This window comes from Streptomyces wedmorensis (assembly GCF_000716445.1).
In the GTDB taxonomy this organism is placed as follows: domain Bacteria; phylum Actinomycetota; class Actinomycetes; order Streptomycetales; family Streptomycetaceae; genus Streptomyces; species Streptomyces wedmorensis.
The window spans coordinates 55014-75726 of record NZ_JNWK01000042.1; the positions used below are offsets into that span (position 1 = coordinate 55014).

Annotated in this window: 23 protein-coding genes; 16 read left to right on the forward strand and 7 right to left on the reverse strand. The window is 73.6% G+C overall.

What is annotated here, in order from left to right; genetic code table 11:
• The first annotated feature begins 61 nt into the window (after positions 1–61).
• The 4 genes from murC (at position 62) to OO54_RS45240 (ending at position 2758) form a co-directional block, all read left to right on the forward strand.
• The gene (gene murC / locus OO54_RS28575; protein WP_033207999.1) at positions 62–1462 is read left to right on the forward strand and encodes a UDP-N-acetylmuramate--L-alanine ligase; all 1401 of its coding nucleotides are present in this window, start codon (positions 62–64) and stop codon (positions 1460–1462) included.
• Positions 1463–1479: 17 nt separating this feature from the next.
• Positions 1480–1887, forward strand: coding sequence for a peptide-methionine (R)-S-oxide reductase MsrB (gene msrB / locus OO54_RS28580; RefSeq protein WP_033208001.1), 408 nt, complete (start codon positions 1480–1482; stop codon positions 1885–1887).
• A 29-nt stretch (positions 1888–1916) separates the two neighbouring features.
• Positions 1917–2381: an SUKH-3 domain-containing protein gene (locus OO54_RS28585; protein ID WP_051787249.1), complete on the forward strand. Its 465-nt coding sequence runs from the start codon at positions 1917–1919 to the stop codon at positions 2379–2381.
• Positions 2382–2596: 215 nt separating this feature from the next.
• On the forward strand, positions 2597–2758 hold the full coding sequence (locus OO54_RS45240; protein ID WP_200146712.1) for a hypothetical protein: 162 nt from the start codon (positions 2597–2599) through the stop codon (positions 2756–2758).
• Between the two features lie 66 nt (positions 2759–2824).
• Here OO54_RS45240 and OO54_RS28595 read toward each other — a convergent pair whose 3' ends face one another.
• Positions 2825–3610 (reverse strand): SDR family NAD(P)-dependent oxidoreductase, encoded by a 786-nt coding sequence (locus OO54_RS28595; RefSeq protein ID WP_033208006.1) that lies wholly within the window; start codon positions 3608–3610, stop codon positions 2825–2827.
• 163 nt (positions 3611–3773) lie between these two features.
• Here OO54_RS28595 and OO54_RS28600 point away from each other — a divergent pair, with 163 nt between their 5' ends.
• Complete coding sequence (locus OO54_RS28600) at positions 3774–5144, forward strand: phage baseplate protein (RefSeq protein WP_033208009.1); 1371 nt, start codon at positions 3774–3776, stop codon at positions 5142–5144.
• Positions 5145–5347: 203 nt separating this feature from the next.
• The gene (locus OO54_RS28605) at positions 5348–5614 is read left to right on the forward strand and encodes a hypothetical protein (protein WP_209440905.1); all 267 of its coding nucleotides are present in this window, start codon (positions 5348–5350) and stop codon (positions 5612–5614) included.
• A gap of 8 nt (positions 5615–5622) precedes the next feature.
• On the opposite strand, the gene OO54_RS28610 is transcribed toward OO54_RS28605, so the two are convergent.
• Positions 5623–6027 (reverse strand): MarR family transcriptional regulator, encoded by a 405-nt coding sequence (locus OO54_RS28610; protein WP_234439608.1) that lies wholly within the window; start codon positions 6025–6027, stop codon positions 5623–5625.
• A 110-nt stretch (positions 6028–6137) separates the two neighbouring features.
• Here OO54_RS28610 and OO54_RS28615 point away from each other — a divergent pair, with 110 nt between their 5' ends.
• Complete coding sequence (locus OO54_RS28615) at positions 6138–6467, forward strand: polymorphic toxin type 44 domain-containing protein (protein WP_033208015.1); 330 nt, start codon at positions 6138–6140, stop codon at positions 6465–6467.
• 68 nt (positions 6468–6535) lie between these two features.
• On the opposite strand, the gene fusA is transcribed toward OO54_RS28615, so the two are convergent.
• Complete coding sequence (gene fusA / locus OO54_RS28620; RefSeq protein ID WP_033208018.1) at positions 6536–8536, reverse strand: elongation factor G; 2001 nt, start codon at positions 8534–8536, stop codon at positions 6536–6538.
• Between the two features lie 394 nt (positions 8537–8930).
• The gene (locus tag OO54_RS28625) at positions 8931–9338 is read right to left on the reverse strand and encodes a VOC family protein (RefSeq protein ID WP_033208021.1); all 408 of its coding nucleotides are present in this window, start codon (positions 9336–9338) and stop codon (positions 8931–8933) included.
• A gap of 210 nt (positions 9339–9548) precedes the next feature.
• Here OO54_RS28625 and OO54_RS28630 point away from each other — a divergent pair, with 210 nt between their 5' ends.
• Together OO54_RS28630 and OO54_RS28635 are read left to right on the forward strand one after the other, a co-directional pair.
• The gene (locus OO54_RS28630) at positions 9549–10184 is read left to right on the forward strand and encodes a nucleoside/nucleotide kinase family protein (RefSeq protein ID WP_418953288.1); all 636 of its coding nucleotides are present in this window, start codon (positions 9549–9551) and stop codon (positions 10182–10184) included.
• 22 nt (positions 10185–10206) lie between these two features.
• Positions 10207–10731, forward strand: a complete 525-nt coding sequence (locus OO54_RS28635; protein WP_033208025.1) for a YcxB family protein — start codon at positions 10207–10209, stop codon at positions 10729–10731.
• Between the two features lie 32 nt (positions 10732–10763).
• Here OO54_RS28635 and OO54_RS28640 read toward each other — a convergent pair whose 3' ends face one another.
• Entirely contained in the window at positions 10764–11513 is a 750-nt protein-coding gene (locus OO54_RS28640; protein ID WP_033208027.1) for a CTP synthase C-terminal region-related (seleno)protein, read from the reverse strand.
• Between the two features lie 95 nt (positions 11514–11608).
• Between OO54_RS28640 and OO54_RS28645 the strand changes: the two genes are divergently transcribed.
• The 4 genes from OO54_RS28645 to OO54_RS28660 all read left to right on the forward strand — a co-directional run bounded on the left by OO54_RS28645 (position 11609) and on the right by OO54_RS28660 (position 15263).
• A complete protein-coding gene (locus OO54_RS28645) occupies positions 11609–12133 on the forward strand; it encodes a tetratricopeptide repeat protein (RefSeq protein ID WP_033208028.1) in 525 nt (174 codons plus the stop codon).
• 12 nt (positions 12134–12145) lie between these two features.
• Complete coding sequence (locus OO54_RS28650) at positions 12146–13027, forward strand: LysR family transcriptional regulator (protein ID WP_033208030.1); 882 nt, start codon at positions 12146–12148, stop codon at positions 13025–13027.
• Positions 13028–13076: 49 nt separating this feature from the next.
• The gene (locus tag OO54_RS28655; RefSeq protein ID WP_033208095.1) at positions 13077–14036 is read left to right on the forward strand and encodes a DUF1444 domain-containing protein; all 960 of its coding nucleotides are present in this window, start codon (positions 13077–13079) and stop codon (positions 14034–14036) included.
• Between the two features lie 84 nt (positions 14037–14120).
• Positions 14121–15263: an aminopeptidase P family protein gene (locus OO54_RS28660; protein WP_033208032.1), complete on the forward strand. Its 1143-nt coding sequence runs from the start codon at positions 14121–14123 to the stop codon at positions 15261–15263.
• A 44-nt stretch (positions 15264–15307) separates the two neighbouring features.
• Here OO54_RS28660 and treZ read toward each other — a convergent pair whose 3' ends face one another.
• A complete protein-coding gene (gene treZ / locus OO54_RS28665; protein ID WP_033208098.1) occupies positions 15308–17059 on the reverse strand; it encodes a malto-oligosyltrehalose trehalohydrolase in 1752 nt (583 codons plus the stop codon).
• 61 nt (positions 17060–17120) lie between these two features.
• Positions 17121–18122 carry a GNAT family N-acetyltransferase gene (locus tag OO54_RS28670; RefSeq protein ID WP_051787251.1) on the reverse strand — a complete coding sequence of 334 codons (1002 nt, stop codon included), beginning with the start codon at positions 18120–18122 and terminating at the stop codon, positions 17121–17123.
• A gap of 137 nt (positions 18123–18259) precedes the next feature.
• On the opposite strand from OO54_RS28670, the gene OO54_RS28675 reads away from it, so the two are divergent.
• From OO54_RS28675 to OO54_RS28690, 3 genes are all read left to right on the forward strand, one after another.
• Positions 18260–18808 (forward strand): FHA domain-containing protein, encoded by a 549-nt coding sequence (locus tag OO54_RS28675; protein ID WP_017238079.1) that lies wholly within the window; start codon positions 18260–18262, stop codon positions 18806–18808.
• Positions 18809–18945: 137 nt separating this feature from the next.
• Positions 18946–20115: a cytochrome P450 gene (locus tag OO54_RS28685; protein ID WP_234439607.1), complete on the forward strand. Its 1170-nt coding sequence runs from the start codon at positions 18946–18948 to the stop codon at positions 20113–20115.
• A 104-nt stretch (positions 20116–20219) separates the two neighbouring features.
• Complete coding sequence (locus OO54_RS28690) at positions 20220–20705, forward strand: hypothetical protein (RefSeq protein WP_033208038.1); 486 nt, start codon at positions 20220–20222, stop codon at positions 20703–20705.
• Positions 20706–20713: the final 8 nt, after the last annotated feature.

A 20713-nucleotide genomic window follows, 5' to 3' on the forward strand; every position in this document is an offset into this window, starting at 1 on the left:
TGGGACCTGCCTGTCGCGCGCGCAACAGGTGGACACGAGACGCACCCGGGGAGAGATCCGCATGGCACCCGCCATTCCCGCCGCCATGGAACGGCCGCACTTCATCGGCATCGGCGGTGCCGGAATGTCGGGCATCGCGAAGATCCTCGCCCAGCGCGGCGCCAAGGTCGCGGGCAGCGACGCCAAGGAGTCCCCGACCGCGGAGGCGCTGCGGGCACTGGGCGTGACCGTGCACATCGGGCACGCGGCCGAGCACCTCGCGGACGACGCCTCGGCCGTCGTCGTCTCCAGCGCGATCCGCGCCGACAACCCGGAGCTGGCCCGCGCCGCCGAGCTCGGCATCCCGGTGGTGCACCGCTCCGACGCGCTCGCCTCCCTCATGGACGGGCTGCGCGCGATCGCCGTCGCCGGTACGCACGGCAAGACGACGACCACCTCGATGCTGGCCGTCGCACTCACCGAGCTCGGCCTCGACCCGTCGTACGCCATCGGGGGCGACCTCGCGGGCCCCGGCACCAACGCCGCGCACGGCGCCGGCGAGGTCTTCGTCGCCGAGGCCGACGAAAGCGACCGCAGCTTCCAGAAGTACGACCCCGAGGTCGCGATCGTCCTCAACGTCGAGCTCGACCACCACGCGAACTACGCCTCCATGGACGAGATCTACGAGTCCTTCGAGGCCTTCACCGCCAAGATCCGCCCCGGCGGCACCCTGGTCGTCGGCGAGCACGCGGGCGCCCGCGAACTCGCCCGCAGGGTCGCGGACCGCGACGGCCTGGACATCGTGACCGTCGGCGAGTCCGCGGACTCCGACGCCCGCATCCTCAAGATCGTCCCGAACGGGATGAAGAGCGAGGTGACCGTCGCCCTCGACGGCGCCGAGCACACCTTCACCGTCTCCGTCCCCGGCCGCCACTACGCCCACAACGCCGCCGCGGCCCTCGCCGCCGGCGCCCGCGTCGGCATCGACCCGGCCGAGCTCGCCCAGGCCCTCACCGCCTACACCGGCGTCGGCCGCCGCCTCCAGCTCAAGGGCGAGGCCAACGGCGTCCAGGTCATCGACTCGTACGCGCACCACCCCACCGAGATGACCGCCGACCTGGAGGCCATGCGCGGCGCCGCCGGAGCCTCCCGCCTCCTGGTCGTCTTCCAGCCCCACCTGTTCTCCCGCACCCAGGAGCTGGGCAAGGAGATGGGCGACGCGCTGGCCCTCGCCGACGGCTCCGTCGTCCTCGACATCTACCCGGCCCGCGAGGACCCGATCCCGGGCATCACCAGCGACCTGATCATCACGGCGGCCCGCGCCGCGGGCGCCGACGTGACGGCCGTCCACGACAAGGCCACCGTCCCCGACGTGGTCGCGGGAATGGCCGGCCCCGGCGACCTCGTTCTCACGATGGGCGCGGGCGACGTCACGGACCTCGGTCCGAAGATCCTGGACCGCCTCGCCCGCCCGTCGAGCTGAACAGAGGGAGCGGAACGATGGCGTACGAGGTCGAGAAGACCGACGAGGAATGGCAGGCGCAGCTGACCCCGTCGGAGTACCAGGTGCTCCGGCTGGCCGGCACGGAGCCCGCCTTCCGCGGTGAGTACACGGACACGAAGACCCAGGGCGTCTACTCCTGCCGCGCCTGCGGAGCGGAGCTCTTCACCTCGAACGAGAAGTTCGAGTCCCACTGCGGCTGGCCGTCCTTCTTCGACCCGAAGGACACCGAGGCCGTCGAGCTGATCGCCGACACCTCCCACGGCATGGTCCGCACCGAGGTCCGCTGCGCCCGCTGCGGCTCCCACCTGGGCCACGTCTTCGAGGGCGAGGGCTACCCCACCCCGACGGACCAGCGCTACTGCATCAACTCCATCTCGCTGCGGCTGGACCCGAGCGAGGGCTGACGCCGGGGAGAGCGGTCCTCGTGCCGCGCATGGAGACCGCGCAGGACGTCGACGCCTGGTTCGGGGAGCACGGATGGTTCCCCGGCCGGGACGTCGCCGGCCTGTTGCCGGCGATGCTCGCGGAGGTCATGGAGGACGCCCGGGAGAAGGGGTTTCCGCTGGAGCCGTTCGGCGCCGCCGGGGACTTCCTCACCGAGCACGCGGGACTCCGGCTGACCATCGACGCCGGGCGCGGCGACCACCTGCACCTCACCCCCGCGCTGCTGTGGCATTCGACCGCCGGTGCCATCGCCGAACTGAGCCACCACCTCGGCGTGCGGCTGTTTCCCGTCGGCTGGGACTCGTCGGAGGGATCACCCGTCGTCATCGACGAGCGGGGCCGGTTCTTCTACCTGCACCACACCGGTGACTACTACATGGGTGCCGACAAGCACGAGGCGATGATCGCCCTGGCCCACGCGCCCATGCGGGACGCGGAGGACCTCTACGTCTGACCTGGTGCCCGGTACGGCGGCCTCGGCGCTCGTCCACGGCAGCGTCACGGCCACCGGTCCGATCCGCGTACCCTCCGCTCGTATGAAGGATCTCGGCAGTCAGGTCGCGTGCTGGGGCACCGTCGGCGTGGGCAAGACGTTCACTCACCCGGTGGACTTCGGATGGCTGGCGGCGATACGCCGCCCACGCCCGGGAGTTCGGCACCCCGTACGGCGTGTTCGCCACCGATGACGGTGCCGTGTGCCGGCACCACGACATCGCACACCTCCACGCGCTCCTGTCGGACTTCGACGTGGTGCGGGAGCGCCGCCTCGACGTCGCCACCATGAACGGCAACCGCTCGGGGGCGGTGCAGCTGCCGGCCCGCAAGCGCTGAGCGCGGGCGACCGGCTCAGGTCACCGCCTTCGTGCGAGCCCGGAACCCGCGGGTCGGAGCGGCGGGTCAGTGGACCGAGAAGCCGCCGTCCACGAAGAGGGACTGGCCGGTGACGTACGCGGAGGAGCGGCTCGCCAGGAAGACGGCGGCGCCGGCGAAGTCGTCGGCGAGACCGTTGCGGCCGACCATGGTGCGGGCGGCGAGGGCGGCGACCTTCTCGGGGTCGGAGGAGAGACGGCGGTTGAGGGCGGTCATGACGAAGCCGGGGACCAGGGTGTTGGCGGTGACGCCGTACGGGGACCAGGCCTCGGCCTGGGAGCGGGCGAGGGATTCCAGGGCGCCCTTGGAGACCCCGTACGCGCCGCTCTGGACGAAGGCGCGGTGCGCCTGCTGGGACGTGATGTGGATGATGCGGCCGAAGCCGCGCTCGGCCATGCCGGGACCGAAGCGCTGACCGAGGAGGAACGGGGCCTCCAGGTTCACGGTCATCGTGGTGTCCCAGACCTCCTCGCCCAGCTCGCCGAAGGGCGGACGGAGGTTGATGCCGGCGGAGTTGACCAGGATGTCCGGCTCGCCGAAGACCGCCGCGGCCGCCTCGGCCCCGGCCTTGATGCCCTCGCGGGTGCTCAGGTCGGCGCTCACCCAGGCCGCCCGGCAGCCGTCGGCCGTCAACTCGTCGACGGTCGCGACGAGTTCCACCTCCTTGCGGGCCACGACCACGACGCTCGCCCCGGCGCGGGCCAGAGCGCCGGCGATGGCCTTGCCGATGCCCGAACTGCCGCCCGTGACGAGGGCCGTGCGCCCTTCGAGGGAGAACAGCCCGGAGAGGTAGCCACCGGGGGTGGTGCTCATGGTGTCGCTCCTCGTGTCGTACGGCACCCGCCCGGCCAAGTGCGGTGGCGGGCGGATACACGCATCCTGGCACACGGCTCCCGGCGCACGGCCGCACCCGCCTCATGTGATGATCTTCTCTTCGCGATGAGGATCCCTCAGGGATCCCGGGGGAGAGAGAACCATGGCAAAGACGGACGCCAACGGCGTCGACCTGTCCGGCGTCACCGGCAGGCTCATCCAGACCGTCGACCTCGTCAAGGGCCCGGCGCCGCAGGCGATCGCGACCGACACCCGCAACGGGTACGTCTTCGTGCTCCAGATGGAGAGCGGCAGCCAGGAGGACATCGAGCAGGGCAACATGCGGCTCAACCGCATCGACCGCACGACCGGCAAGGTCATCGACTCGATGCAGCTCAGGGGCTTCGGGCACGGCATCTCGATGGGCGTGGAGCCGCAGGGCACCGAGACGTACGTCTGGACCGAGGTCGGACCGCTGCACCTCAGCAAGAGGGCCGACGGCACGGTCAAGGCCGCCTTCGGCAAAGCCGTCACGCGGTTCCTCTACGAGGAGGACACCATCCTCGACGCGAACTCCCCGACGCTGCGGAAGTTCACGCCGCCCGGCAGCACCTCGGGCACCGGACCCTCGATCGACCCGGTGAACAACCTCCTGTGCGTCATGTACCACAAGAGCGGCAAGCGCACCTTCACCCGCTACGACCTCGCCGCGGCCGCCGCCGGCAACTGGGTCCCGGTCGGCACCACCTTCGTCATGCGGGACTGCGACGGTCTCCCCGCGACCTGCGTCGACGAGGAGACGACCCCCGCCGTGCCGTCGCCCTACCCCCTGGAGGCCAAGCTCACCTCCCAGGGCTTCACCGTCCTGGGCGACGTCCTCTACTGGTACCAGTGGGCGCCGTACGTCTACGACGAGGACCCGGCGACACTCCCCGTCGACGGCTTCCCGGGCATCGCCTTCCTCACCTCGTACTCGTGGACCACCGGCGAGCGGTTCGACCGGCAGGTCGTCACCAGCGCCGACGGCCTCACCCGGCGCGAGCCCGAGGGCGCCGCCATCGAGGTCGACCCCGCGACCGGCGAGAACCGCCTGCTGTTCGGCTTCAGCAACACCGTCCCCGGCACGACGAGTTCGCGCGACGTCACCATCAGCTGGTACCCGACGAAGCCCGCCGTCGACGGCGTCAAGGTCCTCGCCGACTGGGAGGACCTGGCCCTCGAACCCGGCATCACGCCCGGGGCCCAGCCCCCGCGCGGCCGCCTGATCGCCCTCGCCGGCACCACCTACCTCCAGCTGCGCGGCACCCTCACCTGCACCCCCGGCCTCACCGCGGACAGCAAGATCGCGACCCTTCCGCACCGGCTGCGCCCCACCCACCCGACCCGCGCGAACGTGCCGCGCAACAACAACACCGGACGCTGCGTGTGCCGCGTCGAGGCGAACATCTCCGGCGCGCTCACGGCGTACGGCCCCACCAGCGACAACGCCGTCACCTGGATCGACCTCGACGGCTTCTCCGTCGCCTGGCGATGAACCCCCGCCCGGCCGCCGCCCCCCCACACCCACCCCCCCCCCCCACCCCACCCCGAGGGTCGACCCTGACCCAACGCACCACCAACCCCCCCCCCCCGCTCCCCCCGGGCCCCCCCGCCCCCTGCCAGACCGTCGTCGACTGGACGCCGATCGCCCTGGAGCCGGACGTACAGAACGACCCCCTGTCCCCGGCCGAGGCCCGCGTGATCCGCCTCGCCGGCACGGAGTTCCTCCAGCTGCGCGGCCTGATCACCTGCTCGTTCATCGCCGACGACAAGATCGGCACCCTGCCCGAGGCGCTCCGTCCGCCCAAGCTGACCCGCGGCGTCTGCCCCCGCAACAACAGCCAGGGCGTCAACGCCCTCCGCGTCGAGGTCAACACGGCCGGCGCCGTCAACGTCCTCGGCCCCCAGTCGACGAACAAGGTCACCTGGATCCAGCTCGACAACTTCTCGTCCGTCATGCGCTGACACCGCGATCAGGCGACCGACCCGCCCGCGTTGCGGATCATGCGGCGGAGCACCTTCAGCGTCGTCACGTAGTCGGCGTCCGCGATCCCCTCGTGGAGGGCGGCCCGGATCGCGGGCGCGTTGCGCTTGAGGTCGAGGCGCGCCCGCTCCCCCTCCTCGGTGAGCCACAGCCGGTCCTCTGTGTCCCGGGTCAGCCAGCCGCGCTCCACGAGCACCTCGGCCTCCACCGCCGGATCGTCCTCGGGCCGGATGCGGGAGGCCATGGCCTCCCGCAGCTCGGACACCGTCATCCCCTCGCCGTCGGGCGACAGGTCGTTCTCCGGCAGATTGCGCAGCAGCCAGTACCGGGGCTGCGTGCAGCCCTTCGCGACCTGCTGCTCCCGGGTGTACGCGATGAGCGCCTCGTGGGCCAACCCGGTCCGGTCACAGCTGGTTCCCGCTGTCCGGGTCCGAGGCGACCTTCGAATGGTTCCTCAAGGTCCGCACCGGGGCCGCCTGGGACCACAAGCCCAAGCTCAAGGCGATGATGCGCCTGCGCACCAGTCCCGACTTCTACTTCATCGTGCCCGGCACCGGTGAAGAGGCGTACTACGACGTCCGGTCGAACGTGCGCTACGGCTTCGTCGGCATGGCGGCCGGGTTCAAGGCGAGCGACCTGGAGGAGGGTGCCGCCTCGGTGTTGCCCGGAGCCGGCAAAACCGACGCGGGTGACCGCGTCAGCGTCCGCCAGGGCATCGAGATGTTCAAGAAGTACGGCACGGGCATGACCCAGGAGCAGTTCCACCAGGGCATGCTCGACGCCGTCGCCGCCATGCGCGGCACGGATCAGGTCAAGCCCGCGATCGGCCCGTGACCTCGGGTTCCGACCCGTGAGGCGGGGTGCGCTCACTGCGAGCGCACCCCACTTCTTCTCTTGGTCCCCTACGGGGCGGGTGCGTACCCCGCCGGCCGGGTGGTGAACGTGCCCCGGCCCTGGGTGCGGCCGCGGAGACGGGACGCGTAGCCGAACAGTTCGACCAGCGGGACCGTGGCCGTCACCACGGCCGTACCGGAGCGGGTCGTGGAGTCCGTGACCCGGCCACGGCGGGCCGCGAGGTCGCCGAGGACGGAGCCGACGGAGTCGGCGGGGACGGTCACCGTGACGTCGGCGACCGGCTCCAGGAGCGTCGTGACGCTCGCGCGGAGCGCCTCGCGCAGCGCGAAGCGGCCCGCCGTGCGGAACGCCATCTCCGAGGAGTCCTTCGGGTGGGTGGCGCCGTCCGTGAGCGTGACGCGGACGCCCGTGACGGGGTGGCCGCCGAGAGGGCCCTCGACGAGGGCGTCGCGGCAGCCGGCCTCGACCGCGCGGACGTACTCCTGCGGGACGCGGCCGCCCGTGACGGTGGACGTGAACACGAACTCCTCTCCCTCCTGCGCGGGTTCGACATCGATGACGACGTGGGCGAACTGGCCCGCGCCGCCGTCCTGTTTGACGTGGCGGTACAGCAGGCCGGAGACGCCCTTCGTCACCGTCTCGCGGTACGCGACCTGCGGGCGGCCGACCGTGACCTCAAGGCCCCGGTCGCGCCGGAGCTTCTCCACGGCGACCTCCAGATGGAGTTCGCCGAGACCGGACAGGACCGTCTGGCCCGTCTCCGGGTCGGACCGGACGACCAGCGACGGGTCCTCCTCCGTCATTCGGGCGAGGGCCGTCGCGAGGCGGCCCGTGTCCGTGCTGCGGCGGGCCTCTACGGCGACCGAGACGACGGGGTCGGCCGTCGACGGGGGTTCGAGGACGACCGGCGCGTCCGGGGCGCACAGCGTCGCCCCGGCGCGGACCGTCTTCGGCCCGACGACGGCGACGATGTCACCGGCGCGCGCCTCGTCGACCTCGGTCGCCCGGTCGGCCTGGACGCGCAGGATGCGGGCGATCCGCTCCGTGCGTCCGGCGGTCGTGTCCAGCACGGTGTCCCCCTTTCCGATCGTGCCCGCGTAGACGCGGACATAGGTCATGCGGCCGGTGGCGGTCGCGCTCACCTTGAACGCGAGCGCCGTGAACGGGGCCCCCGGGTCCGCCGGGACCTCGCCGCGCACCGGCGGCATGTCCGACGGGGCCGGGAGGTACGCGACGACGGCGTCGAGCAGCGGCTCGATGCCCCGGTTGCGGTACGCCGAGCCGCACAGGACGACGACGGCCTCGCCGGAGAGGGTGAGGTCCCGGAGCGCGCCCGTGAGGGTCTCCGCGGTGAGCGCGCCGCGCTCGCAGAACTCCTCCAGGGCACCGGGATGCAGCTCCGCGACCGTCTCCTCCAGGCGTCGCCTGCGGTGCCGGGCCTCGTCCCGGAGGTCGTCCGGGACCGGCTCGTCGGTGTAGGTGTCGGCGCCGTCGGCCCACACGTACGCCCGCGTGCGGACCAGGTCCACGACGCCGGTGAAGCCGTCCTCGCGCCCGATGGGGAGCTGGACGGGGAGCGGGACGGCGCCGAGGCGGGTACGGATCGACTCGACGGCGGAGTCGAGCTCCGCGCCCGCGCGGTCCAGCTTGTTGACGAACGCGAGGCGCGGGACGCCGTGCCGGTCGGCCTGACGCCACACCGTCTCGCTCTGCGGCTCGACGCCCGCGACGGCGTCGAAGACCGCGACGGCGCCGTCGAGGACACGCAGGGAGCGCTCGACCTCGTCGGAGAAGTCGACGTGACCGGGCGTGTCGATCAGATTGATCCGGTGGCCCGCCCAGTCGCAGCTGACGGCCGCGGCGAAGATCGTGATGCCCCGGTCCCGCTCCTGCGGGTCGAAGTCGGTGACCGTCGTGCCGTCGTGGACCTCGCCGCGCTTGTGCGTCGCGCCGGTGAGGAACAGGATCCGCTCGGTGACGGTGGTCTTGCCGGCGTCGACGTGGGCCAGGATGCCGAGGTTACGGATGACGGGAGTGGTGGTACGCACGGTGTCGTGCCTTTCGCTGCTGCGTGGAGACGGGGCAGCGCGATTCCCGGACGGATCCCCGAAGGATCGGGATCAGTACGTCACGGGTCGGCGATGGCGGGCGCGCAGCCGCCACCGGCCGGCACGAGAGGCGAGGATCACGTCGAAGCGGCGCGTACGGGGAGCGGACAGGCGGCAACGCACGGTCGGCTCCCCTCGGTTGACGTGACGGCACGGCCCACCGGTCGGTGCGCCGTGCCGCGAGTGTAGGGAGATCCGCCGTGCGGGCGACACCGAATTAAGGGGCGGCGCCCTCGGTCCGACCCGGCGGCGCCCTCGGTCCGAGCCGGCGGCCCCCCGGTCCGACCCGACGGCCCCCCGGTCCGACCCGACGGCGCCGGTGCGTGCTCGGTGGCTAGACGGCCGGCTGGAGGAGGTCCCAGCGGTTGCCGTAGAGGTCCTCGAAGACGGCGACCGAGCCGTACGGCTCGTGGCGCGGCTCCTCCAGGAACTTCACACCGGCGGCCGTCATCCGGGCGTGGTCGCCGGCGAAGTCATCGGTGTGGAGGAAGAAGCCGACGCGGCCGCCGGTCTGGTTGCCGACCGAGGCCGACTCGGCGTCGTTCTTGGCGCGGGCCAGGAGCAGGCCCGCGTTGCCGAGGCCGCCGACGCCGGCCGCGCCGCGCGGGCGGACGACGACCCAGCGGCTTCCGTCGCCCCGGTCGGTGTCCTCGACCAGGTCGAAGCCGAGGGCGTCGGTGTAGAAGGCGAGGGCCTCGTCGTAGTCACGGACGACCAGGGTCACAAGTGCGATGGACGGCATTACCCCAACGTAATACGCGGAACCGGTGGGAACTATCCGCGTCGACCCGCGTCGCCCCCGGTCCGACCCTCGGCGTATCGAGGGTCGGATGGAGGGTCGGGGGAGGGGCGGAGGAGAGGGTCGGGAGGCGTTCGCCGCACGCACCGCAGGGCGCCCCGCGTCTCGCGGGGCCGGGCCGGGCGCTGCCGCCGGCGGGCGCGCGGTGCGACAATGCCCCGCATGGACGCACAGGGGTTCGACCGGCTCGTGGCCCGCGCGCGGGCCCTCGCCGAGCCCGGCGGTCGTCGTGTCCTCGGTCTGGCCGGTGCGCCCGGTGCCGGGAAGTCCACGCTCGCCGGGCGGCTCGTCGCCCGTCTCGACGGGCTCGCGGCGCTCGTCCCGATGGACGGGTTCCACCTGGCCCAGGCCGAGCTGGAACGCCTCGGCAGGGCCGGCCGGAAGGGCGCCCCGGACACCTTCGACGCCGCCGGGTACACCGCGCTCCTCGCCCGCCTCCGTGCGCCCGTGCCCGGCACCACCGTGTACGCCCCGGCCTTCGACCGCGCCCTGGAGGAGCCGGTCGCCGGGTCGATCGCGGTGCCGCCCGACGTGCCGCTGGTCGTCACCGAGGGCAACTACCTCCTGCACGACGAGGGCCCCTGGGCCGCCGTCCTGCCCCTCCTCGACGAGGCCTGGTACCTCGACCTGGACGCCCGTCGCCGCATCCCCCGGCTCGTCGAGCGCCACGTCCGCTTCGGCAAGGACCGGGACCTGGCCGAGCGCTGGGTCCGCGAGTCCGACGAGGCCAACGCCCGGCTGGTGGCGCGCGGCCGGGACCGGGCCCACCTGGTCGTGAGGATGGGTTAGCACGGTAGTACGATCCCGGCCCATGATCGACAGCCAGGACACGAGCGACAGCCAGGACGTCATCGAGCTGGTCTACCGGCCGACACGGGCCGACATCCTCACGGGTGTCCTGGCGCGTGAGCGCCTCCGCCGGCTCCACCTCCTCCGGTGGGGCGGCACGACGCTCTTCGGGACGGCCGCCGCCCTCCTGGCCGTGGCCGCGTTGCGGACCTCCGCGGTGCCGGCCGTCCTCGCCGCCTTCTGCGCCGTCCTGATCTGGTCGACGCCCCGCCTCCAGGCGCGCCACGCGCTGCGCACGGTCGCCTGGCAGGGCGAGTACCACTCCTCCGTGAGCGGGGCGGGGCTGACGGCGGAGACCGCGCACGTGTCGCTCCGCCAGCGCTGGTCGGTCTTCCGCGGCTACCGCGAGACCCGCGACCACTTCGTGCTCTTCAGCCGCGACCCGAACGTCCTCCTCGTGGAGGTGCTGCCCCTGCGCGGGCTGCGCTCCCCGGAGGAGGCGGAGCGGCTGCGGGCACTCCTCGACCGGCGGCTGCCCCGCCTCTGACCGCGGCGGACGCCCCGGGGTGCCCGGATCGGTCAGACGGCGCTCGCGACGCCCGCGTGCTCCGTCGCCGCGACGGCCAGGGCCCGGATCAGCGGGTGCGGGCGGGTGCCGTCGCCCGCGAGCTCCGGCTGGAAGAGGGTGGCCAGGAAGAAGGGGTGCGAGGGGAGTTCGGCGATGCGGACGCCGCCCTCCTCGTCGACGCCCGTGAACCGCAGGCCGTGGGCGCGCAGGGTGTCGAGGTGGCGGCTGTCGGGGCCGTAGTCGCAGTGGTAGCGCTCGGTGGTGCGCTCCGCGCCGAGGGCCCGCTCGGCGAGCGAGCCCGGCGTGACGCGCACGGGACCCTCGTGGCCGACCAGGGAGCAGGAGAGCGGGGCGATGAGGAGGTCGCCGCGGTCCGCCGCCGGGTCGTTCTCGGCGTGCGCCGCGCGCTCCAGGCCGCAGACGTTCCGGGCGTACTCCAGGAGCGCGTGCTGGAAGCCGCCGCACGTGCCGAGGAACGGGACGCGGTCCTCGCGGGCGGCGCGGATCGCGGCGAGCGCCCCCGCCTCGCTGGCGTACGGGCTCCCCGGCAGCACCCACACCGCGTCGAAGCCCTTCACCGCGCCCGGGGCCTCCGCGTCCCCCGTCGGGATCCAGTAGGCGTCGAGGGCGAGGCCGTCCCGCTCGGCCAGGGCGTCGAGGAGGACGGGGATACGGACGTGCGACCTGACGTGCGGGGAACGGTCGCCGACCAGGGCGATCCGGGGGGTACGGGCAGGGCGGAGGGAGGGGTTCGTCGTCATGCGTCCATGCTGGGCGGCGCCCGTGGTTCACGTCCAACGATGATTCCTGCACCGGGCATCACGAATGCTTATGCCCGGCTGGATAGGCTGGCCGCATGACGAACGATCAGGACTGGGAGCGCCGCGTCGACGCGCTCTGGCAGCGGCTCGACGACCACGAGCCCGCCGGGTTCCGGGCCCGGGTCGCCGAGCTCGCCGCCGAGCGCCCCGAGGACGACGCGGCCGCGCTCTTCGAGCTGGGCGCCGCCCACGACTCCACCGGTCTGCCCGAGGAGGCCGTCGTGCTCTACCGGCGCGCCCTCGACGGAGGCCTCACCGGACTGCGCCGGCGCCGGGCCGTCATCCAGCTCGCCAGCAGCCTGCGCAACCTCGGACGGCCCGACCGCAGCGTCGAACTGCTCACCGCCGAGCGGGCGATCCCCGCCGACCGGCTCGACGCCGAAGAAACCGCCCTCGCCGGAGCCGTCGACGCGTTCCTCGCGCTCGCCCTCGCCGACACAGGACGCGACCGCGAGGCCGCCTCCCTCGCCCTCGGCGCCCTGGCCCCGCTGCTGCCCCGCTACAACCGCTCCCTCGCCCACTACGCCCGCGCTCTGCTCACCGCCCCCGACGGGTCCTGAGCCGCACGCGACATGGACCCGCACCTGCTCCGCACGTACGTCGCCGTCGCCCGGCTCGCCTCCTTCTCCGACGCGGCCCGTGAGCTCGGCTACACCCAGTCCGCCGTCTCCCAGCACGTCGCCGCCCTGGAGGCCGACCTCGGGCTGCCGCTGCTCACCCGGCGGCCCGTCGCGCCCACCCCGGCGGGCGAGCGGCTCCTCGAACACGCCGGGGCGCTGCTGCTCCGCCTCGACGCGGCCCGCGCCGACCTCGACCGGTTCGCGGCCGCGCCCCGCGCGACGCTGAACGTCGCCGCCTCCCCGCTCGCCCTGCACCCCCGTACCCTCGCCGCGCTCCCCGCCACCGGCGTCACCCTGCGCGCACTGCCCCGCGACCGGGTGCCCGCCGCCGTCGCCACGGGCGACGCCGACGCCGGGCTCGTCGACGGCATCGCCGCTCCCAGCGACCCGCTGCGGCTGCCCGACATCGCTCCGCTCGCCGCGACCCGCGTCGCCGAGGAACCGCTCGCGGTCGTCCTGCCCGCGACCCACCCGCTCGCCGGGCGCACCGGAGTCCGCCTCGACGACCTCGTGGACGCCCGCTGGCTCGACGCGCCCGCCGCCGGAGTCCCCCTCGGCGAGCTGAGGGCCGTCCACGGCGGCCCCGCGGGCCGGGGCTTCCGCACCGCCCTGCGGTACGAGGGCACCGACACCCGCACCCTCGCCGCGCTGGCCGCCGACGGCCACGGTCTCGCGCTGCTGCCCCTCCCGGCGGCCGGCGGGGTCCCCGGCGCCGCCGCCGTCCCGCTCGTCGCGCCCCGGCTCGTGCACCGCACCGAACTCCTGCTCGCGGCCGGCGCCCGGCGCGAAGCGGCCGGACCCGTGGCCGAGTTCAGCCGACGGCTCAGGAGCTGACACCCGCAGTCGCTACCCTGTGCGCAACGGCGACGGAAGGCGGGCGGGCGTGGGTTGGCTGCGACGAGGACCCAGGCGGGACGGCGACGACGCACCGAGGGACCCCGAGTTCGCGTACTTCTCCCAGCGCGAGGCCGCGGTCTTCCGCGGCCGGGTCCGTGAGACCTTCGCCGAGCTCGGCCTGGAGGTCACGGTCTACGCCGACCACGTCGTCGACGACAAGGGCCGGCGGTTCGGTCTTGGAAACCTCGCCGCCGTCTGCCACCAGGACCGCCGCGGCCCGCGCGTCTGGCCCGGGACGATCCACCGGCACATCGGCCTCGTCGTCCGCGCCATGGACGGCCCCTCCGCCCTCGACACCCTGCCGCCCGAGCAGATCCGCGCCCAGCTCTACCCGCGGGTCGTCAGCGGCGACGGCATCGACGCGGGCGCCTTCGGCTATGCCAGGACCGTCGCCCCCGGGCTCTACGAGATCCTCGCCCTCGACCTCCCGGAGAGCGTCATGATGCTCACCGACGAGGCGCTCGAACGGCTCGGCGACCACGCCCAGCTCCGCGACCGGGCCCTGCGGAACCTGCGCGGGCTTCCCGTGGAGGAGCACGAGACCGTCCGCGACGCCGACGGCATGTGCTTCGAGATCATCCTCGGCGACTCCTTCTACACCGCGAGCCGCGTCCTCGACCTCGACGGGGTGGTCCGGCGCGTCACCGGCCTGCCGCTCGGCGAGCACGGCGCCCTAGTCGCCCTGCCGTTCCGGCACCAGCTCGCCTTCCACCCCATCCGCGACACCTCGATCATCCCGGCCCTCGGCGCGATGGCCTCCTTCGCCGCCGCCGGGTACGAGGACGTGCCCGGCGCCATCAGCCCGTACGTCTTCTGGTGGCGCGACGGCACGCTCACCCAGCTCAGCGAGCACGACGCGGAGCAGGGAGACCTGCGGATCGTCGTCGGCGACGACTTCCACGAACTCCTGGAGCGGCTCATCGCGCAGGGCCCTGACCGCCGCTGATCCGGTCGCGGCCCCCGCCGCCTCCCGGCAGGATGCTGTACGAAGCATCGGACGACGACGTCCAGGAAGCCGAGGAGAAGCCTCATGCCGAGCAGCCACGCCACCGACGAGGTCGTGCCCTTCACCGCGGACGACTACCGGGCCCGGATGGCCCGGGCCGCCGAGTCCGCCGCCGACGCCGGACTCGCGGGCGTGCTCGTCGCCCCCGGACCCGACCTGGTCTACCTCACCGGCTACCAGCCCACCGCCATCACCGAGCGGCTCACCGTCCTCGTCCTCGCCGCCGGACGGGACCCGGTCCTCGTCGTCCCCACCCTGGAGGCGCCCGACGCGGAGAAGGCCATCGGGGCCGCCGCGCTCACCCTGCGCGACTGGACCGACGGCAAGGACCCCTACGCCGTCACCGCCCCGCTCCTCGACGCCGACGGCCGCTTCGGCGTCAGCGACAACGCCTGGGCCATGCACCTCCTCGGCCTCCAGCAGGCCCTGCCCGGCACCGCGTACGTCTCCCTCACCGAGGCGCTGCCGATGCTCCGCGGCGTCAAGGACGCCCACGAGCTGGCCCGGATCGCCGCCGCCGGAGCCGCCGCCGACCAGGCGTACGGCGAGATCCTCAAGGTCCGCTTCGCCGGCCGCCGGGAGACCGACGTCGCCGCCGACCTCGCCCGGCTGCTCATGGAGTTCGGCCACTCCCAGGTCGACTTCACCGTCGTCGGCTCCGGCCCCAACGGCGCCAACCCGCACCACGAGGCCGGCGACCGGGTCATCGAGCGCGGCGACATGGTCGTCCTCGACTTCGGCGGCCTCAAGCACGGCTACGGCTCCGACACCACCCGTACCGTCCACGTCGGCGAACCCACCGACGAGGAGCGGCGCGTCCACGACCTCGTCCGCGAGGCCCAGCAGGCCGGCTTCGAGGCGGTCCGCCCCGGCGTCGCCTGCCAGGACGTCGACCGCGCCGCCCGCAAGGTCATCACGGACGCCGGCTACGGCGAGTACTTCATCCACCGCACCGGCCACGGCATCGGCGTCACCACCCACGAGCCCCCGTACATGATCGAGGGTGAGGAACTCCCCATCGTCCCCGGCATGTGTTTCTCCGTCGAACCCGGCGTCTACCTCCCGGGCCGCTTCGGCGTCCGCATCGAGGACATCGTCACGGCCACGGAGGACGGCGCCGGCCGCCGCTTCAACAACACCCCCCACGAGATGGCGATCGTCGAGTAGCGCCGGGCACCGCCGGTCGGGCCGGGCCCGCGGCGTCCGGCCGGTCAGCCGTCCGTGAGGACGATCGCGGACTCGCCGGGCAGCCGCAGCATGCCGTCCGCGCCCGGCGCCCCGATCGGCTCCCAGGCGGCGAGGACCCGGTCTCGGCCGTTGGAGCCGAGCGGGATGGCCGCGGACTCCTTGCCGAGGTTGACCGCCACCCGCAGGTCGCCGCGGCGGAAGACCAGCCAGCGGGCCTCCTCGTCGAAGGCGACCTTCACGCCCCCCAGGTCCGGATCGGTGAGGTCCGGGTGGGTGCGGCGCAGCGCGATCAGCTCGCGGTGCCACGCGAGGAGCCGCCGGTGGGGGTCGCGTTCGCGTTCGGAGCGGTCGAGCACGGAGCGGTCGCGGGTGGCGGGCTCCTGAGGGTCGGGCACGTCGTTCTCCGACCAGCCGTGCGCCGCGAACTCCCGCCGTCTGCCCCGCCGTACGGCCTCCGCGAGCTCCGGGTCGGTGTGGTCGGTGAAGTACTGCCAGGGCGTCGTCGCCCCCCACTCCTCACCCATGAACAGCATCGGCACGGACGGACCGGTGAGGACCAGGGCCGCCGCGCAGGCCAGCAGACCGGGGGAGAGGGACGCCGAAAGCCGGTCGCCCAGGGCCCGGTTGCCGATCTGGTCGTGGGTCTGGGCGTATCCGAGGAACCGGTGGGCGGGGGTGCGCTCCCGGTCCACCGGCCGCCCGTGGCGCCGGCCCCGGAAGGACGAGTACGTGCCGTCGTGGAAGAACACATGGGTGAGCGTCTTCGCGAGCGCCGCCATCGGGGCCCGCGCGAAGTCGCCGTAGTAGCCCTGGGACTCACCGGTCAGCGCGGTGTGCAGCGCGTGGTGGAAGTCGTCGTTCCACTGGGCGTGGACGCCGAGACCGCCGAGCGTGCGCGGCGTCGTCGTCCGCGGGTCCGCGAGGTCGGACTCGGCGATCAGGAAGTGCTGGCGGCCCTGCTCCTTCGCCAACTCGTCCACGGCGGCCGACAGTTCCTCCAGGAACGTCAGGGCCCTCGTGTCGGCGAGCGCGTGCACCGCGTCGAGCCGCAGCCCGTCGATCCGGTAGTCCCGCAGCCAGGCGAGCGCGCTGCCGAGGAAGTACGCCCGCACCTCGTCCGAACCCGGTGCGTCCAGGTTCACGGCCGCGCCCCACGGCGTGTGGTGGGTCTCCGTGAAGTACGGCCCGAAGGACGGCAGGTGGTTGCCCGAGGGACCGAGGTGGTTGTGGACCACGTCGAGCACCACGCCCATGCCGAGCCCGTGCGCCGTGTCCACGAACCGCTTCAGCGCCTCGGGACCGCCGTACGGCTCGTGCACGGCCCACGGCGCCACCCCGTCGTACCCCCAGCCCCGCACCCCGGGGAACGAGCACAGCGGCATCAGCTCCACATGGGTGATGCCGAGGCCCGCGAGCTCCCCGAGGCGCGCCGCCGCCGCGTCCAGGGTCCCCTCCGGGGTGAAGGTTCCGACGTGCAGCTCGTACAGGACGGAGCTGCGCAGCCGGAGGCGGGGCGACTCGTGGCGCCAGGCGTACGCGGAGTGGTCGACGACGGCGCTCAGGCCGTCGGGGCCGTCGGGGAGCCGGCGCGAGCGCGGGTCGGGCAGGACCGGCCGGTGGTCGAGGGCGAAGCCGTACCGGTCGCCGTCCTCGGCGGGGACGACCCCGGTCCACCAGCCGTCCCGTCCGGCGTCCCGCTCCAAAGGATGGTCGGTGCCGTTCAGCGCCAGCACCACCCGGTCACGGGCGCTCGGCGCCCACACCTCGAAGAGCACGGGAATCCCCTCGTCGACGGACCAGCCACTCACCGCATGACTACCGCGTCCATCCTGGCAGTCAGGACCCCGACGCGCCCGGGGCGTCCCACACGTAGTTGATCGCGCGCTCGAACGTGGCATAACCCGTCCGGGCGAACGCCGCCGCCATCGGCACGTTCCCCAGGTCCGTCGCCGCCCGGACGCGCGGCACGCCTTCGGCGGCCAGGATCCGGGTGCCCTCCGCCAGGATGTCGTCGACGTAGCCGTGGCCGCGGTGGGCGGGCAGCACGCCGATGTACGCGATCGTGTGGTGGTAGTTGTTGCGCGCCGGGACGACGAAGCCGACGGGCTCGCCGCTCCCGGGAAGCAGGGCCACCCGCCACCACGCGCGGGGCGAGGAGCAGTGCTCGAACTCCTCGTCGTAGTGCAGATCCGCGGCCTCCCGCGGCGACAGGCCGGAGGCCAGATCGGCCTTGCCGTGCGCGTCGAGCGTGCCCTCCATCACCGGTGTCATCAGGGACACCAGGTCCTCGCGGTCCCGGACCGGACGGAACTCGAGGCGCCCCGACGGCTCCGGCACGGGGGTGCCGGGCAGCCACTCGAGACGGAGCCGCTCGACCAGGGGGCGGGCCCCGGCGCTCTCCAGGACCCCGAAGACCGACTCCAGGACGGAGCGGGTCTCCGGCACGTCACGCCAGTCCGCCGGCATGTACCGCGAGAACTCGGGGGGCCGCACGCCGGCCGGGATCACGGCTGCCGCGGCGGTCTCCAGGAGCCGCAGGCCGACCTCGGCGCGCTCCTCCGGCGAAAGTCCCGGGTCGAGGTCGAGGAAGTCGAGCGCCTGCGGTGCGGAACCGGCCTTACCGGTCCACCAGGAGAGCCGGCCGAGCAGCCGCTCGCCGTCGAGCGCGACCCACATCCACTGCGGCAGGCGACGGCCGGTGGCCAGGTCGTCGGCGAGCTCGTGGTCGAGCGAGTAGGTGAGGCGGAGGAACAGGTCGAGTTCCCCCGGGCCTGCGAGCGGACGTATGACGAGGTCGCGCCCGGACGAAGGAAGGGTGGACGGAGAGGACGTGGTCACGTCGGGTTTTCCCCCTGGGAATCCGTGGTCTGGAGACTGCGGGAACGTAGCAGTGAACCCGGGCCGGCCGGTACGGAGATTCCCAGGCCAGGGGGGCTTCTGGACACTGCGGGCCCGACGGACGGACAATCACATGTGTGACGACCCCTTTCGAGCTTCCGGCGAACTCCCCTCGGCTGACCGACGCCGAGCGGGACCGTGCGCTGGTGCTGCTCCGCGAGGGAGCCGCTCAGGGCCGCATCTCGCACGACACCTTCGTCTTCCGGATGGAGCGCGCGCTCCAGGCCCGCCGCCCGGACGAACTCCACCTCCTCACCGCCGACCTGCGGACCGAGGGGACCTGGACCCGGCGGGTGGTGGGCGCGGTCGAGCGGATGTCCGCCTTCACGGCCCGGCTGGGCCGCGCCTGGCACGCGGAGCGGCTGCCGAAACTGCTGATGCCCCGTCCCGGCCCGCACCCGCTGCGGATCGGGCGCGACCCGGTCAACGGGCTGCGGCTCAGCCACGAGACCGCCTCCCGACTGCACGCCGAACTCTCCCTCCAGGGAGGCATGTGGGTGCTGCGCGACCTCGGTTCGACGAACGGCACCACGGTCAACGGCCGCCGGGTGACCGGCGCCGTGGTCGTCCGTCCGGGCGACGTGGTCGGCTTCGGCCAGATGACCTTCCGCCTGTCCCACGACTGAGCCGGCCCCCGGCCCCTCCCTCCGTTCACCCGTTCGGCGGTATGTGGCGGGCGGTCGGGCCCGTCCGGTGGTGGGCTGGGGGGACGCGCGCCACGTTCTCCGGCCGCGGCACCCACCGCCGATCGACAGGGGGCGCGATGAGCGACGAGCCGAACCGGGGCATAGGGAAGGAACTGCCGGAACGGGCGGGAGCTCCGCGAGCCGGGGCGTCCGACGACCCCTGGACCCGGATCCCGTCCATGGCGCCGGCGGCGCCCTCGGCCGCGCGCCCGGACGTGCCGCCCGCCGGCCCGCGGGCCGGCGCCCCGCTCCGCACCCCCGCCTCCGGCACCGTGCCGGGTCGCGTGCGGACCGTGGCCGACCCGGCGGCGGCAGGGCCCGTGGGGCCGACCGGGCGGACCGTCGCGCCGAGCCCCCTGGACCCGGGAGCCACGCGCGACCCGCACCCGATCCACCGGACCCTGCGCGAGGAGTTCCCGCTCACGTACGACCCGCTGCTGCGGGCCTGGGTCCTCAGCCGGTACGCGGACGTCGCCGCCGCCCTCACCGACAGCCGCTTCACCCATGGGCACCGGCCCGGCGACCCGCCCTGCGACGAGGCCCACGTCGACATCGGCGTCGCCGCGCTGGGTGCCGTCGCGGAACGCACCGCGTACGTCCTCGCCCGCCGGATCGCCGAACGGCAACAGGCCGACCTGGTCGCCGACTTCTGCCACTGGCTGCCCGCCGGGACCGTCGCCGCCGCCGTCGGCGTGCCGTACCGCGACATGATGCGGCTGGTGCGCGGCCGGGCGGCCGGGGCGCTCGCGGGGGAGTGCGGCGGGCAGATCGCCGTACGGGAGAAGGCCCTCGCGTCCTTCCTCGCCAACGTCCTCACCGACCCCGATCAGGTGGCCGCGCTCCGAGACGCCCCCGCCGGGCTCGTGGCCCGTGCCTGGACCGAGTCGCTGCGCCGCGACCCGCCGGTGCAGATCGCCGTGCGCCGTACCCGCGCCGAGGTGAAGGTGAGCGGCGGGACCGTCCCGGCGGGCGCGTCGGTGGCCCTGCTCATCGGCTCGGCGGGCAGGGACCCCGAGCGGTTCCGCGAGCCCGACCGCTTCGACCCGTTCCGGGACGACGCCGATCAGCTGACCTACGGGAGCGGTCGTTGCCCGGCCGTCCTTCTCGCGGGCCTCGAAGCCGAGTTCGCGCTGCGCGCCCTCTTCACGGCCATGCCGCGGCTCCGCCTCGCCGACGGCTTCCGTCCCGTCTCCACCGGTCTCATCACGCGTGCCCCGCGCAGCCTGATCGTCCGTCCGGGCGGCTGAGCCGGGTCCCGGACGGGGGGGCGAGTGCCCCTTGAACCGCTGTTAGGGTGACGTGCGCTCGTCAAAAGAGCGCCTGCGCTACCACTTCCAACGGGGATTCAAACATGAAGATTCGTCATGTCCGCGCGATCGCGGTCTTCGGCATCGCGGTCGTCGCCCTGACCGGTGCCCGCGGCTCGCACGGCGGCAGCTGCGGCGGCAGCTCCGGCAGCAGCTCCTCCAGCTCCGGCAGCAACCACAGCGACAACGACGGCACCTCGGGCAGCTCCTCCGGCGGCTCGGTGCCCGGCGGCTCCAGCAGCGCCAACAAGGCCGAGCGCGACGTGACCATCAACGAGTGCACGTACGACTCCGCGACCAAGAACCTCGTCGCCCGCGTCACCGTCAACAACGACGGCGTGCTCGACTACGACTACAGCATCACCATGAAGTTCACCGGCGGCACCGCCACCCCGGCCTCCGCGACCAAGACCGGCATCGCCGTCGCCGCCGGCGCCACCGAGAAGGCCGAACTCACCACCCCGTACACCGGATCCGGCGACGGCTCCGAGTACACCAAGTGCGAGGTCTCCCGCGCCTCCCGCTCCTGACGCCGACG

Excerpts from the sequence above, each read along its gene's own strand:
- OO54_RS28595 (WP_033208006.1), bottom strand. The coding sequence starts at position 3,610 with ATGAGCACCACCCCCGGTGGCTACCTCTCCGGGCTGTTCTCCCTCGAA.
- OO54_RS28635 (WP_033208025.1), top strand. The coding sequence starts at position 10,207 with ATGATCGACAGCCAGGACACGAGCGACAGCCAGGACGTCATCGAGCTG.
- OO54_RS28690 (WP_033208038.1), top strand. The coding sequence starts at position 20,220 with ATGAAGATTCGTCATGTCCGCGCGATCGCGGTCTTCGGCATCGCGGTC.
- OO54_RS28650 (WP_033208030.1), top strand. The coding sequence starts at position 12,146 with ATGGACCCGCACCTGCTCCGCACGTACGTCGCCGTCGCCCGGCTCGCC.
- OO54_RS28640 (WP_033208027.1), bottom strand. The coding sequence starts at position 11,513 with ATGACGACGAACCCCTCCCTCCGCCCTGCCCGTACCCCCCGGATCGCC.
- OO54_RS28685 (WP_234439607.1), top strand. The coding sequence starts at position 18,946 with ATGAGCGACGAGCCGAACCGGGGCATAGGGAAGGAACTGCCGGAACGG.
- murC (WP_033207999.1), top strand. The coding sequence starts at position 62 with ATGGCACCCGCCATTCCCGCCGCCATGGAACGGCCGCACTTCATCGGC.
- OO54_RS28615 (WP_033208015.1), top strand. The coding sequence starts at position 6,138 with ATGATGCGCCTGCGCACCAGTCCCGACTTCTACTTCATCGTGCCCGGC.
- OO54_RS28645 (WP_033208028.1), top strand. The coding sequence starts at position 11,609 with ATGACGAACGATCAGGACTGGGAGCGCCGCGTCGACGCGCTCTGGCAG.
- OO54_RS28625 (WP_033208021.1), bottom strand. The coding sequence starts at position 9,338 with ATGCCGTCCATCGCACTTGTGACCCTGGTCGTCCGTGACTACGACGAG.
- msrB (WP_033208001.1), top strand. The coding sequence starts at position 1,480 with ATGGCGTACGAGGTCGAGAAGACCGACGAGGAATGGCAGGCGCAGCTG.
- OO54_RS28585 (WP_051787249.1), top strand. The coding sequence starts at position 1,917 with ATGGAGACCGCGCAGGACGTCGACGCCTGGTTCGGGGAGCACGGATGG.
- OO54_RS28630 (WP_418953288.1), top strand. The coding sequence starts at position 9,549 with ATGCCCCGCATGGACGCACAGGGGTTCGACCGGCTCGTGGCCCGCGCG.
- OO54_RS28660 (WP_033208032.1), top strand. The coding sequence starts at position 14,121 with ATGCCGAGCAGCCACGCCACCGACGAGGTCGTGCCCTTCACCGCGGAC.
- OO54_RS28600 (WP_033208009.1), top strand. The coding sequence starts at position 3,774 with ATGGCAAAGACGGACGCCAACGGCGTCGACCTGTCCGGCGTCACCGGC.